Annotated in this window: 15 protein-coding genes and 1 pseudogene; 12 read left to right on the forward strand and 4 right to left on the reverse strand. The window is 68.0% G+C overall.

The window, feature by feature from the left end; translation table 11 throughout:
- The first annotated feature begins 71 nt into the window (after positions 1-71).
- Positions 72-1,055: a hypothetical protein gene (locus tag ACQ86A_RS08515; protein WP_431280109.1), complete on the forward strand. Its 984-nt coding sequence runs from the start codon at positions 72-74 to the stop codon at positions 1,053-1,055.
- Here ACQ86A_RS08515 and ACQ86A_RS08520 read toward each other — a convergent pair.
- Positions 1,052-1,834 (reverse strand): DUF1206 domain-containing protein, encoded by a 783-nt coding sequence (locus ACQ86A_RS08520; RefSeq protein WP_431280110.1) that lies wholly within the window; start codon positions 1,832-1,834, stop codon positions 1,052-1,054. The two genes, ACQ86A_RS08515 and ACQ86A_RS08520, sit on opposite strands and share 4 nt — an antisense overlap.
- A 106-nt stretch (positions 1,835-1,940) precedes the next feature.
- Here ACQ86A_RS08520 and nusA point away from each other — a divergent pair, with 106 nt between their 5' ends.
- From nusA to ACQ86A_RS08545, 5 genes are all read left to right on the forward strand, one after another.
- Positions 1,941-2,948 carry a transcription termination factor NusA gene (gene nusA, locus ACQ86A_RS08525; protein WP_431280111.1) on the forward strand — a complete coding sequence of 336 codons (1,008 nt, stop codon included), beginning with the start codon at positions 1,941-1,943 and terminating at the stop codon, positions 2,946-2,948.
- 33 nt (positions 2,949-2,981) lie between these two features.
- Complete coding sequence (locus ACQ86A_RS08530; protein WP_431280112.1) at positions 2,982-3,260, forward strand: YlxR family protein; 279 nt, start codon at positions 2,982-2,984, stop codon at positions 3,258-3,260.
- Positions 3,261-3,343: 83 nt separating this feature from the next.
- On the forward strand, positions 3,344-6,169 hold the full coding sequence (infB, locus tag ACQ86A_RS08535; protein WP_431280113.1) for a translation initiation factor IF-2: 2,826 nt from the start codon (positions 3,344-3,346) through the stop codon (positions 6,167-6,169).
- Positions 6,170-6,254: 85 nt separating this feature from the next.
- Positions 6,255-6,740, forward strand: a complete 486-nt coding sequence (rbfA, locus tag ACQ86A_RS08540) for a 30S ribosome-binding factor RbfA (RefSeq protein WP_431280114.1) — start codon at positions 6,255-6,257, stop codon at positions 6,738-6,740.
- A 51-nt stretch (positions 6,741-6,791) separates the two neighbouring features.
- Positions 6,792-7,082: a YciI family protein gene (locus tag ACQ86A_RS08545; protein ID WP_431280115.1), complete on the forward strand. Its 291-nt coding sequence runs from the start codon at positions 6,792-6,794 to the stop codon at positions 7,080-7,082.
- On the opposite strand, the gene ACQ86A_RS08550 is transcribed toward ACQ86A_RS08545, so the two are convergent.
- Complete coding sequence (locus ACQ86A_RS08550; protein WP_431280116.1) at positions 7,079-7,939, reverse strand: A/G-specific adenine glycosylase; 861 nt, start codon at positions 7,937-7,939, stop codon at positions 7,079-7,081. The genes ACQ86A_RS08545 and ACQ86A_RS08550 overlap by 4 nt on opposite strands.
- Positions 7,940-8,023: 84 nt before the next feature.
- Here ACQ86A_RS08550 and ACQ86A_RS08555 point away from each other — a divergent pair, with 84 nt between their 5' ends.
- On the forward strand, positions 8,024-8,698 hold the full coding sequence (locus ACQ86A_RS08555) for a uridine kinase (protein ID WP_431280117.1): 675 nt from the start codon (positions 8,024-8,026) through the stop codon (positions 8,696-8,698).
- A 32-nt stretch (positions 8,699-8,730) separates the two neighbouring features.
- On the opposite strand, the gene ACQ86A_RS08560 is transcribed toward ACQ86A_RS08555, so the two are convergent.
- Together ACQ86A_RS08560 and ACQ86A_RS08565 are read right to left on the reverse strand one after the other, a co-directional pair.
- On the reverse strand, positions 8,731-9,732 hold the full coding sequence (locus ACQ86A_RS08560) for a ketopantoate reductase family protein (RefSeq protein WP_431280118.1): 1,002 nt from the start codon (positions 9,730-9,732) through the stop codon (positions 8,731-8,733).
- 57 nt (positions 9,733-9,789) lie between these two features.
- On the reverse strand, positions 9,790-11,283 hold the full coding sequence (locus tag ACQ86A_RS08565; protein ID WP_431280119.1) for an MFS transporter: 1,494 nt from the start codon (positions 11,281-11,283) through the stop codon (positions 9,790-9,792).
- 73 nt (positions 11,284-11,356) lie between these two features.
- Between ACQ86A_RS08565 and ACQ86A_RS08570 the strand changes: the two genes are divergently transcribed.
- The 5 genes and pseudogenes from ACQ86A_RS08570 to ACQ86A_RS08590 all read left to right on the forward strand — a co-directional run bounded on the left by ACQ86A_RS08570 (position 11,357) and on the right by ACQ86A_RS08590 (position 14,692).
- Positions 11,357-11,971 (forward strand): TetR/AcrR family transcriptional regulator, encoded by a 615-nt coding sequence (locus tag ACQ86A_RS08570; protein WP_431280120.1) that lies wholly within the window; start codon positions 11,357-11,359, stop codon positions 11,969-11,971.
- Positions 11,968-12,874 (forward strand): annotated as a pseudogene (gene truB, locus ACQ86A_RS08575) (tRNA pseudouridine(55) synthase TruB). Before ACQ86A_RS08570 ends, truB begins: the two are co-directional and overlap by 4 nt.
- On the forward strand, positions 12,871-13,239 hold the full coding sequence (locus tag ACQ86A_RS08580) for a hypothetical protein (protein WP_431280121.1): 369 nt from the start codon (positions 12,871-12,873) through the stop codon (positions 13,237-13,239). The pseudogene truB and the gene ACQ86A_RS08580 overlap by 4 nt, the downstream one beginning before the upstream one ends.
- Positions 13,240-13,268: 29 nt before the next feature.
- Positions 13,269-13,754 (forward strand): hypothetical protein, encoded by a 486-nt coding sequence (locus ACQ86A_RS08585; RefSeq protein ID WP_431280122.1) that lies wholly within the window; start codon positions 13,269-13,271, stop codon positions 13,752-13,754.
- The gene (locus ACQ86A_RS08590; RefSeq protein ID WP_431280123.1) at positions 13,751-14,692 is read left to right on the forward strand and encodes a bifunctional riboflavin kinase/FAD synthetase; all 942 of its coding nucleotides are present in this window, start codon (positions 13,751-13,753) and stop codon (positions 14,690-14,692) included. Before ACQ86A_RS08585 ends, ACQ86A_RS08590 begins: the two co-directional genes overlap by 4 nt.
- Positions 14,693-14,707: the final 15 nt, after the last annotated feature.

Raw genomic sequence — 14,707 nt, forward strand, 5'->3', positions numbered from 1 at the left:
CCACAAGCGCCCTTATCCACAGATCGCAGGAAGCCCGTCCGTCGAAGCGGTGATGACGCGATCGTGGAGTCATGGGTCACGCACAACCGCTTCCGCCGTCGCTCCGCGACGCACCTTTCGCCACGCATCGAGCCCTCGCCATCGGTGTCGCGCCCGGTCGGCTACGTGCCCGCGAGGTCGAGCATCCCTTTCACGGCGTGAATACCGCGCGTGCGCCGGCCGGGCTTCTCGAGCGCTGCGCTGCATACGTCGAACGGATGCTCGACGACCAGGTGTTCAGCCATGTCACGGCGGCCGCCCTCTACGGGATGCCGTTGCCTCGGGGAGCCGTAGACGGTCCGTTGCACGTGAGCGTGCCGTTCCCGCGAACTCCGCCGCGCTCGCGAGGAGTGAGAGGACACAGCGTCCGCGATATCGACGTGCGCGAGGTCTCTGGCTTGCGGGTGTGCTCGCCGCTGCAGGTCTGGCTGCAACTGGCTGCCATCCTGCCTCGGGAAGAACTGGTCGTGACCGCGGATCACATCGTGGGCGCGAGAGGTCGGGATGCGCTCGCGAGCCTGAGCGAGCTCCGTCGAGTCGCCCTGGCGCTGGGCAGCGTCAAGGGAGTCGCGTCAGCGCGCTGGGCCGCGGATCAGACTCGGTGGGGTGCGGATTCACGCCCGGAGACACTCCTTCGCCTCGCGCTGGTCGACTACGGCTTCCCGGAGCCGCGGGTGAATCCGGCAATCTCTCTGCCGGATGGGCGGGTCGTGCATCCGGATCTCGTCTTCGCTGACGAAAGGGTGATCCTCGAATACGAGGGAGACGGACACCGCACGGATGCGGACCAGTGGATGTACGACATCCGTCGCCATGACGACATGGTCGTCGCCCGCTGGCGCGTGATCCGGGTCACCCGCCGCGACCTGTTCGTCGCGCGCGACGCGTTCATGCGACGCCTCGTTCCGGTCATCCGCCCGGGACCGCGCCCGGGTCCGCGACCTGGATTGGGACCTGGGTTGGGACGCGGATCCGGACCGGTATCGCGACCGTGGACGGTCGCCCGCGTGCCCTAGAGGCGGATGGCGACCGAGCGCACGCACCAGAAGACGCCGTAGGCGATCAGACCGAGGCCCATCGCGATGAGGAGGAAGACGCCGTACGGAACCTGAGTGAGAGACTTGAGGGCGCCGTCGAGGCCGCCGGCGAGTTCGGGGTCGTAGCTGATCGCTCCTGTGACGACGAGCGCGCCCACGATGCCGAGGGCGATGCCTTTGGCGATGTACCCGATGCGACCGAGGGTGACGGTGGCGGGCGCGAGTCCGTTCGCGGGGAGGGCGAGACCGCGGGCGAAGGACTTCCGGATGCCGATGACGAGGAATCCGACTCCGATTCCGAGCACGATGAGGCCGATGAGGCCGAGCACGAAGACGCCTCCGGGTTGGGCCAGCAGGCGTGCGCTCGCCGTCTTCTCCGTGGTGGAGGCGTCGTGGCCGCTTCCGGCGGCGATCGAGATGGCGGTCACGGCAAGTACCGCGTACACCACGCCCTTCGCAATCTCGGACACACGCTGGCCGGCCTTGTGCGCGACCACCGCCTGCAGGATCTGCCACAGGGTGAGCGCGATCAGGCCGACGATCGCGGCCCAGACGACGAACAGTCCGCCGGGGACATCCACGAGCGCCTGCAGCGCGCCCGACTGGTCGGCGTTGCCGCCCGCTCCGAAGGCGACCGCTATCGCGATCGCGCCGATCAGGATGTGGAGCAGTCCGATCGTCGCGTTACCGACTCGGGCGAGCACGCGGACGATGGGGTTGCGCTCGGCCGTTCGGGCGACGGCCTGGGGAGTCGACATGTCGCATACGGTACCCCCGTTCCGGGAGGGCTCAGGATCGGGTACCGTAGTTAGCTGAGTCCGTCGCGCAGTTCGCGTCGGCAAGATCTGAATAGAGGAGGCCGGCATGGACATCGACCTCAGCGTCTTACGTCTCATGGAACGTGAGCGAGAGATCCCCTTCGACGAGCTGGTGCAGATTATCGAGCAGGCGATTCTGACCGCCTACCTGAAGCACACCAACCAGGCCGACCACCGACACGGACACACCGAGGAGCCGCCCGCAGCGCGGGTACACCTCGACCGGAAGACCGGCCACGTGTCGGTCTTCGTCCCGGAGAAGGACGAGGAGGGCAACGTCGTCGGCGAGGCCGAGGACAGCCCGAGCGACTTCGGTCGTATTGCGGCGTTCGCCGCGAAGCAGGTCATCAATCAGCGGCTTCGCGACATCGCGGACGACGCCGTGCTCGGCGAGTTCCGCGGACGCGAGGGCGACATCGTCGCGGGCGTCATCCAGCAGGGTCCCAACCCGCGGATGATCCACGTCGACCTCGGCAGCGTCGAGGCGATCCTCCCGCCCGAGGAGCAGGTGCCGGGCGAGGAGTACACGCACGGTTCGCGCATCCGGGTCTACGTCACGAGCGTGTCGAAGGGACTCAAGGGTCCGTCGATCACCGTGTCGCGCACGCACCCGGCCCTCGTCCGCAAGCTGTTCGCGCTCGAGGTCCCCGAGATCGCGAGCGGCGTCGTCGAGATCGTGTCATTGGCTCGCGAGGCCGGGCACCGCACGAAGATCGCCGTCAGGGCGACCGAACCGGGCGTCAACGCGAAGGGCGCCTGCATCGGGGAGCTGGGTCAGCGCGTCCGCGCGGTCACAGCAGAGCTCAACAACGAGAAGATCGACATCGTCGACTACTCGCCCGACCTGGCCACGTTCGTCGCCAGCGCGCTCTCGCCCGCCAAGGTGACGAGCGCCTTTGTGATCGACGAGTCGCTCAAGGCCGTGCGCGCCCTCGTGCCCGACTACCAGCTCTCCCTGGCCATCGGCAAAGAAGGTCAGAACGCCCGTCTCGCGGCCAAGCTGACCGGCGCGAAGATCGACATCCAGCCGGATTCGATTCTCGACAAGGAGTAGGTGCGCCCAGCCGGGCTGGCGTGCGGGTGTAAGATGGAAGCTGTTAGAACGTGCGTCGGATGCCGTTCTCGCGCACCCCGATCCTCACTTCTGAGGGTCGTCGCCCAGAATTCGGAAATCGTGGTGGACCCGTCTGCCACTCTTCCCGGGCGGGGCGCGTGGCTTCATCCGACTGGCGAGTGTCTCGACAAAGCCCTGCAGAGGCGCGCCTTCGGGCGGGCATTGCGGGTCGACGGGATGCTCTCGACCCAGGCCATCCAGGACGCACTACGAGAGAACAGGCTGAACGGCACAGTGAACTCAAATGAGTGACAACTAATGAGCGGCTCGAAATGAGACCCGTCCGTAACTAACGGTCTGCCCTGCTAGGGGTAGGCCCCCTAGACAGGAGAATTGTGGCTGCAAAACCACGCGTACACGAGGTCGCTAGCGAACTCGGAGTCGACAGCAAGGTAGCCCTTGCGAAATTGAAGGAAATGGGCGAGTTCGTCAAGGGACCGTCCTCTAGCATCGAGCCGCCCGTGGCGCGCAAGCTTCGTGCTGCGCTCGAGGCGGAAGGCTTCACGGCCGACAAGGCGGCAGCGTCCAGCGCCGCCCAGGCACCGAAGGCGGCCGCGCCGAGCGCAGCCCGCCCGGCAGCGCCTGCCCCCGCACCGACCGCATCCGCGACCCCGGAGCCCGCGAAGTCGTCGGCTCCCGTCCCGGCTGCGCCGCTCTCCGTTGCCGAGCGCCAGGCGCTCGCCGAGCAGAAGGCAGCCGCTGAGGCCGCCGAGGCCGCGGCCGCTGCGAAGGCAGCCCAGGCCGAGGCCAAGTCGGCGCCCGCGAAGTCGGACGGCGAGACCCCGTCTGCCGCCGCTTCGCCGTCCGCGCCGCGTCCGGCCGGAGCCAACAGCAGCATCCCGCGCCCCGGTGCGCCGCGTCCGGGCAACAACCCGTTCGCATCGAACCAGGGCATGGGCCAGCGCCCGACCACTCCTCGCCCGGGCAACAACCCGTTCGCGAGCTCGCAGGGCATGGGCCAGCGTCCTTCGCCCGGCAACATCCCGCGTCCGACCCCGCCGCGTCCCGGTTCGCCGCGTCCCGGCGCAGCCGGCGCGGGCGCCGGAAACCGTCCGGCCCGTCCGGGTCAGGGCGGCGGCAGCCGTCCCGGCTTCCAGCAGCGTCCCGGTAGCGGCGGCGGTGCAGGTGCAGGTGCAGGTGCCGGTGGTGGCTTCCAGCGTCCCGGTGGCGGCTTCGGCGGCCCCCGTCCCGCTGGTGGCGGCGGTCGCGGCCGCGGTCCCGGTGGTGGAACCGCCGGAGCGTTCGGTCGCGGTGGCGGCAAGAGCAAGGCCCGCAAGTCGAAGCGCGCCAAGAGGCAGGAATTCGAACTGAGGGAAGCCCCGTCGCTGGGCGGCGTGAGCGTACCCCGCGGCGATGGCAACACCATCGTGCGGCTGCGTCGTGGCGCCTCCATCTCGGACTTCGCCGACAAGATCGACGCCAGCCCCGGAAACCTCGTGACCGTGCTGTTCCACCTCGGTGAGATGGCGACGGCGACGGAGTCTCTCGACGAGGCGACCTTCGGCATCCTGGGCGATGAGCTGGGCTACAAGGTCCAGATCGTCTCCCCGGAGGACGAGGACCGCGAGCTGCTCGAGGGCTTCGACATCGACCTCGACCAGGAGCTCGAGGACGAGACTGACGAAGACCTGGAGATCCGCCCGCCGGTGGTCACCGTCATGGGTCACGTCGACCACGGTAAGACGCGACTGCTCGACGCCATCCGGAAGGCCAATGTGGTCGAGGGCGAAGCCGGTGGCATCACCCAGCACATCGGTGCTTACCAGGTGTGGACCGAGCACGAGGGCATTGAGCGCGCGATCACGTTCATCGATACCCCGGGCCACGAGGCGTTCACCGCCATGCGTGCCCGTGGTGCCCAGGTCACCGACATCGCGATCCTCGTGGTCGCGGCCGATGACGGCATCATGCCGCAGACCATCGAGGCGTTGAACCACGCCCAGGCTGCCAACGTGCCGATCGTCGTCGCGGTCAACAAGATCGACAAGCCGGAGGCGAACCCCGCCAAGGTGCGTCAGCAGCTCACCGAGTTCGGCCTCGTGGCCGAAGAATACGGTGGAGACGTCATGTTCGTCGACGTGTCGGCGCGCAACGACATCGGCATCCAGGATCTGATGGACGCCGTGCTCCTCACGGCAGACGCCGGGCTCGACCTGCGCGCCAACCCGAACAAGGATGCGCGCGGTGTCGCGATCGAGGCCAAGCTCGACAAGGGCCGTGGTGCTGTCGCAACCGTGCTCATCCAGTCGGGTACGCTCCGCGTCGGAGACGCGATCGTCGCCGGAACGGCTTACGGCCGCGTCCGCGCCATGGTCGACGAGAACGGCGACACCGTCCACGAGGCATACCCCTCGCGCCCGGTGCAGGTCCAGGGTCTCTCCAGCGTTCCGCGAGCCGGCGACACCTTCCTCGTCACAGAGGAAGACCGCACGGCCCGTCAGATCGCCGAGAAGCGCGAAGCTGCAGAGCGCAACGCCATGCTGGCGAAGTCGCGTAAGCGCATCTCGCTCGAGGACTTCACCCGTGCTCTGGAAGAGGGCAAGGTCGAGGCGCTCAACCTCATCATCAAGGGCGACGTGTCCGGTGCCGTGGAGGCGCTGGAGGAGTCGCTCATGAAGATCGAGGTCGACGACTCGGTTCAGCTGCGCATCCTGCACCGCGGTGTCGGTGCGATCACCGAGTCGGACATCGACCTGGCGACCATCGACAACGCGATCGTGATCGGCTTCAACGTCCGCCCGGACGTCAAGGCCCGCGAGCGTGCGGCCCGCGAGGGTGTGGATGTGCGCTTCTACTCGGTGATCTACAACGCGATCGACGACATCGAGAGCTCGCTCAAGGGCATGCTCAAGCCGGAGTTCGAGGAGATCCAGTCGGGTGTCGCCGAGATCCGCGAGGTGTTCCGTTCCTCCAAGTTCGGAAACATCGCCGGTGTCATCGTGCGGTCGGGAACGATCACGCGAAACGCGAAGGCTCGTGTCATCCGCGACGGCGTCGTGGTGGGGGACAACCTCACCATCGAGTCGCTGCGTCGCTTCAAGGACGACGTCACCGAGGTGCGGACGGACTTCGAGGCCGGTATCGGTCTCGGCAAGTTCAACGACATCCAGATCGGTGATGAGATCGAGACGACCGAGATGCGGGAGAAGCCCCGCGCCTAGTCGATGAGCGGAGGTCCGGGGCGTCATGCCCCGGGCCTCCCGCTCTTCCACCCCGGTGTTCCGGGACGGCAGAAGGAGAGACAACATGGCTGATCCGGCACGCGCGAGAAAGCTCGCGGACAGAATCAAGGTCATCATCGCCAAGCGCCTCGAGCGTGGCGTCCGCGATCCCCGCATGGGTTTCGTGACGATCACGGATGTGCAGGTGACCGGCGACCTGCAGCACGCCTCGGTCTTCTACACCGTCTACGGCACCGACGAGGAGCGCGCGGATACCGCGGCCGCCCTCGCGGCCGCCACCGGCATGCTCCGCAGCGAGGTGGGCAAGAACATCACCGCGCGCCTCACGCCGTCGCTCGAGTTCATCCTCGACGCGATCCCGGAGAACGCCGCGCACATCGAGGACCTGCTCCGCGAGGCGCGCGAACGCGATACCGAGGTGGCCGGTCTGGCCGCGGGCGCGCAGTACGCGGGCGACGAGGATCCGTACGTGAAGCCGCGCGAGTTCGACGACGACGAGGACGACGAGGAGGCCGTCGAGAACGACGAGGCCGAGGGCGCGAGCAAGTAGGCGCTGGAGGGCGCTGCCCGCAGCATCCTGGGCCAGCAGTATCCTGACGGCATGTACGCCGTCTCGTTCTACGATCCCGATCCGGATGCGACCCCTGAGCACTTCCAGAAGCTGATCGACACGTATCCGCGCCATCGCGCTTATCTCGACGAGTTCGCGCTGAGCGGTGACGTCATGATGATCGGCACCTTCGGCGATCCCGCCACACAGGGTTCGATGGCGATATTCCGCTCCCGAGAGGCAGCGGAGCGATTTCGCGCGTCCGACCCGTTCTGGACCGACGGGCTCGTCTTCCGGTCGCGCATCCTGGACTGGGACCCCCTCGTCTTCGCCGAGTCCTAGGGCAGCACGTAGCCGTCCGTGGTCGCGACCGCGAGTCCGTCGGCGAGCAGGCCCGCCAGTGCGCGATCGCGCTGCGCCGCATCCGGCCACACACCCGTGAGCTCAGCGGCAGTCACCGGGATGTGCGACGCGCGCAACTCGGCCATGATCAGCCCGCGAACCTGTCGGTCGGAGCCCTCGAACTTTTTCTGAACCGCCTTGCGCGGCCCGTCGTACGCCGGGTAACCGTCCAGTCGCCAGGCACACACGTCGCGGAGCGGACACTCCTCGCAGCGCGGGGTTCGCGCAACGCACACCAGGGCGCCGAGTTCCATCATGCCCGCGTTGAAGGCAGCCGCGGCCGCGCGGTCGTCGGGGAGCAATGCCTCCATCGAGGCGAGGTCGCGTTTCGATGGCGGCCCCGGCTCGCCTTGTCCGTCCACTGCTCGGGCGATCACGCGACGGATGTTGGTGTCGACCACCGGGTGTCGGTCGCCGTATGCGAACACGGCAACAGCGCGAGCCGTGTAATCGCCGATCCCCGGGAGCGCGAGCAGTTCGTCCACATCGTCGGGCACGATGCCGCCATGGCGTTCGGTGATCGCGACCGCGCAGGCGTGCAGCCAGAGCGCACGACGCGGGTAGCCGAGCGACTGCCAGGCTCTCACGGCCTCGCCCGGGGGCACGGCGGCGAGTGCCGCGGGCGTCGGCCACCGCGTCAACCATTCTTCGAGCCGCGGGATGACGCGGCTCACCGGAGTCTGCTGCAGCATGAACTCGCTCACGAGCGTCCCCCACGGGGTGAAGCCCTCGCGGCGCCACGGGAGGTCGCGCTTGTTCTCGTGGAACCAGTCGACGACGGTGCCGGCGAACGTCACGGATGCGTGCCCTTCTGTTGTGAGACACCCGAGCTTAAGCCACGACGGATGCCGTGCGACGCCAGGGAAGCATAGGCTCGACTCATGCAACTGGCGCCGACTCCTCGCGTTGTGTTCCTCCGCGGCCTCGTGGCGGAGATCGCCCACAATTACGGCCGCGGCCGCACGATCGTGGCGGTCGACGGGATCGACGGTGCGGGCAAGTCCGCCTTCGCCGACGACCTCGCCGCCGTGTTTCGCGAGGCGGGGCACGATGCCTACCGAGCGTCGATGGAGAACTTCCATCGACCGCGAGCCGAGCGCTGGCGACTCGGACGCGAATCCCCGGAGTCGTTCTACCGCGATTCGTTCGACTACGGCACGTTCCGCCGTGTGCTCGTCGACCCGTTTCGGATGGCGGGCAGCACCGGCTTCCAGACCGCTGCCTTCGATGTGCGACGGGATGCGCCGATCGAGAGCCGTTGGCTGACCGCGCCCGCAGACGCGGTGCTCATCGTCGACGGCGTGTTCCTTCTCCGTCCCGAGCTCGTCGGCCTCTGGAACTACAGCGTGCTGCTCGAAGTACCGTGGGACGAGGCGTATGCCCGGCTCGCAGCCCGCGACGGCGTCGATCCCGATCCGGATGCATTCTCGAACGCGCGGTATCGCGAGGGCCAGGATCTGTACTACGCCGAGGCGAATCCGCGGCCGTGGGCCAGCGCGCTGGTGGACAACGCTGATCCCGAGCATCCGCGCCGGGTGTTCGCCGACAGCTGCTGAGCGTGATGCGCCGAGCGGTCGCAGGGCGCTGATCAGACCAGCGCGCGCATCCGTTCGACAACCGTCTCAGCAGGCAGGAAGCGGCGCGTGCGTTCGACCTCGTGCACGAGCTCGACGAGCGCTGCGTTGATCGGGGCCTCGCGTCCCAGCTGGGCGGCCTCCCCGACCACGGCGCCGTTCAGGTAGTCGATCTCCGTCGCCTGACCCCGCCGGATGCTCTGCAGCGTCGATCCCGGGTTCGGTGTCTCGCCCATCCTGCGCCGCATCATGAGCGGCACGATCTGGCCGGCCCAGGCGGGTGCGGAGGCAACGAATCGCAGGAGCCCGTTGGTCAGGCCCTGGATGCTGCCGTAGTGCACGCCGGCGTCGAATCCGACCCGGGTGGCTTCGCGCATCCCCGCGGTGATGATATGACGCAGCCGTCTGTCGCCGAGCGTGTCCTGAGCACTGAGGCCGGTGATCGCGGGCATCGCATTGATCTGGTTGACGATCAGTTTCGTCCACTGCGCGCCGGAGAAGTTCTCGATGGCGACGGCCGGCATCGCGGCGTTCAGGATGCGCGTCGCGGCCACCGCAGCCTCGGGTGCGGCACCGCTGCCCGCCCCGAGGTAGGTTGTGGCCGGCGTGGTCACCGACACGGATCCGGGGGAGAGGAAGCTCGCGGCGTAGAGAGCGAGCGCCCCGACGCAGTCTGAGCCGGGGAGGAGGGTGCGCGCCTGCTCCAAGCCTGCCAGGCCGTTCTGCACGACCACAAAGGGGATCCCAGTGAGTTGAGCGCGGTTCTCGCGGATCGCGGCAGCCGCATCCTGAGCCTTCGTGCAGAGGAAGACGAGCTCTGGCTTGGTGTGGAGGGTCTCGGCGGCGTCTACCCGGGCGACATGGTCGCCCCAGGCGCCGGAGAGGCGCAGGCCGGACGATCGGATCTTCTCGAGGTGCTCGCCCCGGGCGGTGACTTCGACGAGGTGACCGACGCGGTCGAGCAGTGCGGCGATCGTGCCGCCGATGGCGCCCGCCCCGATCACCCCGATTCGCATGACTTCAGCGTACGGGGTGATCGGGGTGGCGCCGTGCGCTACGGCGCGGGCCTCGGCTCAGCGGGCGCGAGTGGCGTCGTCGACGAGCGCTCCCGCCTCCGCGGAGCCCTCTGCCGCTGCCGACTCTTCGAGCTCGGCGGTCACGGCGTCCGAATCCAGTCCGCTGCGGCGGGCCCGGCGGATCCCCGAGGGCAGCGCGAGTGAGATCACCGCGGCGAGGGCGAGAACGCCGGCAGCGACCCATACGGCGGGGATGGCCGCGTCGACGTAACCGGTCGGGGTGAGCGTGCCACCGGCACCGGTAAAGACGGCGGTCAGTACAGCAACGCCCAGGGCGACACCGATCTCCCTCAGCGTCGAGTTGGTTCCCGATGCCTTTGCGTGGTCGGCCGGCTTCATGTTGACGAGCACCGCGGTGGAGCTCGGAGCGAAAACCAGACCCATGCCGACTCCGGCGAGCAGGAACGGCTCCCACATCTGCGAGTAGGGCAGGGTGGCCGACAGTGTTAGCGCGATCCAGGCCATCGAGACCGTCAGCAGGACGAGCCCGAGCAGGATGGGCAACCGCGTTCCGGTGCGCGGCGACAGCAGGCCGGTGAGCGGCGCCACCACCATGGGTGCGAGCGTCCAGGGCATGGTCATCACGCCGGCCCCCAGCGGGGTGTGCCCCTGAACCACTTGCAGGAACTGGATCAGGATGAAGACGGCTCCGAAGATTCCGAAGCTGAAGGTCACACCCACCAAGTTGGTCACCGTGAAGCTGCGGTCGCGGAACAGCCGCAGCGGAAGAAGCGGGGCCGGGCTGCGCTGCTCCCAGAACAGGAACGCGACGAGAAGAGCGGTGCCGCCGATCAGCGAGCCGAGCACCTCGAAGCTGTCCCAGCCCGCCGGATTGCCCCGGACGATCCCGAAGACGACGCCGAGTACGCCCAGGCTGGCGAGCACGAGACCGACGACGTCGGCACGCACCTTGGCCCCGAAGCTGTTGGGCAGCGCGGCGAGTACGAGCGGCACGGCGATCACGCCGAGCGGCACGTTCAGCCAGAAGATGGCCTGCCAGTTCCAGCCCTGAACGACCGCGCCGCCGATGAGCGGGCCGGTGGCGACACCGAGGCCGGAGATGCCGCCCCAGATGCCGATCGCGGCAGGGCGGAGTTTCTCGCTCACGCTGCCGACGAGCAGGGTCAGCGAGAGCGGCATCAGGGCCGCTGCTCCCACGCCCTGCACGGCCCGGGCCAGGATGAGCATCCACGGCTCGGTGGCCAGTGCGCTCGCCGCGGACGCGAGCGTGAAGACGGTGATGCCGGCAAGGAACACCGTGCGACGGCCGAAACGGTCGCCCAGCGCGACCGCCATGAGCATGAACGCGGCGAAGCTGAGGGTGTACGCGTTGACGACCCACTGCAGCTCTTCGATGGTCGCGCCGAGGTCTTTGGAGATCACCGGCAGTGCGCTGGTGACCACAAGGTTGTCGAGTGTCGCCATGAACATCGGCAAGGATGCGGCGACGATCGCGAGCCAGACGGGGATCCGCCGGGTGCTGGAGGTCATGAGACCCGCCCTCTCGTAGTTATCGGATGATTACAAGAGGCGACATTAGTAATCAACTGATAACATGTCAAGCGTGACCGAGAAGATCAGCGAACGAATCCCCGCAGACAAGCGACGGGAGCAGATCCTCGCAGCCGCGAGCCTGGTGTTCGGGGAGAGGGGCTACTTCGGGGCCACCACCGATCAGATCGCCAAAGCGGCAGGCATCAGCCAGCCATACGTCGTGCGGATGTTCGGCACGAAGGAGAACCTGTTCCTCGAGGTCCTCGGGCGGGCTCTCGACAAGCTGATCCGGTCGTTCGACGAGACGATCGCGGGCTGGAAGGCGAACGGATCGCCCGACGACGAGATCGGCCGCCTCCTCGGAACCGCGTACGTGAACCTCATCGAAGACCGCGGCATCCTGCTCTCCCTGATGCAGGCGTTCAGCATGGGCCACGACCCGGTGATCGGCAAGAAGGCTCGCGACGGCTTCATGACGATCTACAAACTGCTCCGCGAGGACGCGGGGTTCGAACCGGAGACCGTCCGGTCATTCCTCGCCGAGGGGATGCTGCTGAACACTCTGCTCGGCCTCCAGCTCCCCGAGCAGTACGGTCTCGACCAGGCGTCCACCGAGCTCCTCGAGTGCACGTTCCAGACCAAGCTGCAGCTCGTGCTCGACGTCGTCGCCGAGAAGAGCGCATGACCGGCAGCGGCATCCTGCTCGTCGACAAACCAGGGGTGGACCAGCCACGACATCGTGGCGCGCACGCGGCGACTCGCGGGCACCCGCAAGGTGGGCCACGCGGGAACGCTGGATCCGATGGCCACGGGGCTGCTCATCCTGGGCCTCAACTCCTCGACCAGGCTGCTGACGTACATCGTCGGCACCGACAAGGAGTATCTGGCGACGATTCGCCTGGGCTCGTCGACCACGACCGACGACGCGGAGGGCGAGCTGGTCGAGCAGGCGCCCGCCGAGAGCGTCGCCGCCGTGACCGAAGAGGCGATCCGCGCGGGCATCGAGAGCCTCACCGGCGAGATCGAGCAGATCCCGAGCTCGGTGAGCGCGATCAAGGTCGACGGCAAGCGGGCGTACGCACGCGTTCGCGCGGGCGAGGAGGTCGTGCTCGAGGCGCGTCCTGTCACGATCGCGGAGTTCGAGGTACTCGATGTGCGACGTGAGGCCGAGGCGATCGATGTCGATGTGCGCGTCGTCTGCTCGTCGGGAACGTACATCCGCTCGCTTGCGCGCGACCTGGGCGCAGCGGTAGGTCTTGGCGGTCATCTCACCGCTCTGCGGCGCACGCGAGTTGGACCGTTCGCAGTCGAGGATGCGCGGCCGATCGAGGGTCTGGACGTCGAATCCCGGCTCGTCCCCGCGGCCGACGCCGCCTCCATCCTGTTCGAGCGCTTCGAGCTGACGGAGCAGCAGGCCATCGATCTGACCCACGGGAAACGCATCCACGTTCCGGACAGGCAGAATGGAAGCGGTGTGCCCGTGGCGGCCATCGCCCCCACCGGCCATCTGGTCGGACTCATCGAGTTCCGTGGAAAGGAAGCCAGAACCCTCGTGAACTTCCCGTCAGACGAGATCGCCACCGCATGATCGAGTGGTTCACGACGGTCCAGGTGATCGTCGCGTGCGCCGCCGGCGTGCTCTGCATCGTGCTCGGTCTCGCCAAGAGACTCCCCGGCGACCTCAGCATGGGAGCGGTCGCGCTCGTGGAGCTGCTCCTCATCGTGCAGCTCGTGATCGCCATCGTCGCACCCGCAGTCGGCAACGAGCCGTCCGGCAGTCTCGCCGAGTTCTACATCTACCTGATCTCCGCGCTCATCCTGCCGTTGGCCGGCGGGTTCTGGGCGCTGATCGAACGCAACCGCTGGAGCACGATCATCCTGGGCGGGGTCTGTCTGGCGATCGCCGTGATGGTCTACCGGATGAGCCAGATCTGGTTCGTCCAGGGCGTTTGAACAGCAACACGAGAATAGAATCATCTGCGATGTCACACCACACCATGTCCGCGCGGGAGCACGGCACCAGCCCCGAGCCCCGACGCAGGATGACCGGCATCGGACGGGTCCTCGTCTTCGTATACGGAGTCCTCGCTCTGGCCGCCACCGGCCGCAGTGTCTTCCAGATCATCGACCGGTTCGGTGAGGCGCCCATCGCGTTCACGCTCTCGGCCGTCGCCGCCGTCGTCTACATCGTCGCGACGATCGCGCTCGTGGCGCCCGGCCGGGTCTGGTACCGGGTCGCCGTGATCACGATCACGTTCGAACTCGTCGGCGTGCTCGTGATCGGCTCGCTCAGTCTGTTCGCGCCGGAGGTGCTGGGGCTGCACGATATCGACCCGTTCGGCCGCGACGCAACGGTGTGGTCGGTCTACGGGATGGGGTACCTCTTCATCCCGCTCGCCCTGCCGATCCTCGGCCTCCTCTGGCTGCGTAAGCATCGCCCGCGCGCCGCCGACGAGGTCGCGTCGTGAAGATCTTCCGTTCGCTCGCCGAGGTGCCGGACGGCTTCGGCCCGAGCGCGGTCACCATCGGCAAGTTCGACGGCGTGCACACCGGGCACCGCGCGGTCATCGCGCGGCTCTGCGAGGTGGCTGCCGAGCGCGGACTCGTGTCGACCGTGATCACCTTCGACCGCAATCCGCTGGAGGTGCTGGCGCCCGAGAAGTGCCCGGTCTCCCTCGTCAGCATCGAGCAGAAGCTCGACCTCCTCGCCGGCACGGGGGTGGAGGCGACGCTCATGGTCGCATTCGACCGCGCGCTCGCGTCGCTCGATCCCGAGGAGTTCGTGCGGCGCATCCTGGTCGATCGGCTGCACGCCGAGGCGGTGCTTGTGGGCAGCGACTTCCGCTTCGGTGCGAAGGGTGCGGGCGACGTCGACATGCTGCGCATGCTCGGCGCCCAGTACGGATTCACGGTTTACCTGATCGACGACGTGCGGCCCGAGCACGGCCGGCGAGTCTCGTCGACGTGGATCCGCGAGCTGCTCGCGGCCGGCGAGGTCGGCCACGCGGGGGAGTTGCTCGGACACGTGCCGACCCTCCGCGGCATCGTGGTGCACGGCGCGAAGCGTGGGCGCGAGCTCGGCTTCCCGACCGCGAACCTGTCGCCGGAATCCGAGGGGCTCATCCCAGCGGACGGCGTCTACGCGGGCTGGCTGACGGATGCGGGCGAGCGGTACCCGGCGGCCATCTCCGTCGGCAACAACCCGACCTTCGAGGGCGTGCCGCAGAAGCAGGTCGAGGCGTACGTACTCGACCGCGACCTCGACCTGTACGACCACCACGTGGAGATCTCGTTCGTCGAGCGCATCCGGGGCATGGTGGCGTACGCGGGGATCGAACCGCTGAAGGCGCAGATCGCGGACGATGTTGCGGATGCGCGGCGCATCCTGGGCGGCCTTACGTCGTAGCCGGGCCCGCTGCTT

The organism is Leifsonia poae (genome assembly GCF_050632195.1).
Lineage (GTDB): Bacteria > Actinomycetota > Actinomycetes > Actinomycetales > Microbacteriaceae > Leifsonia > Leifsonia poae_C.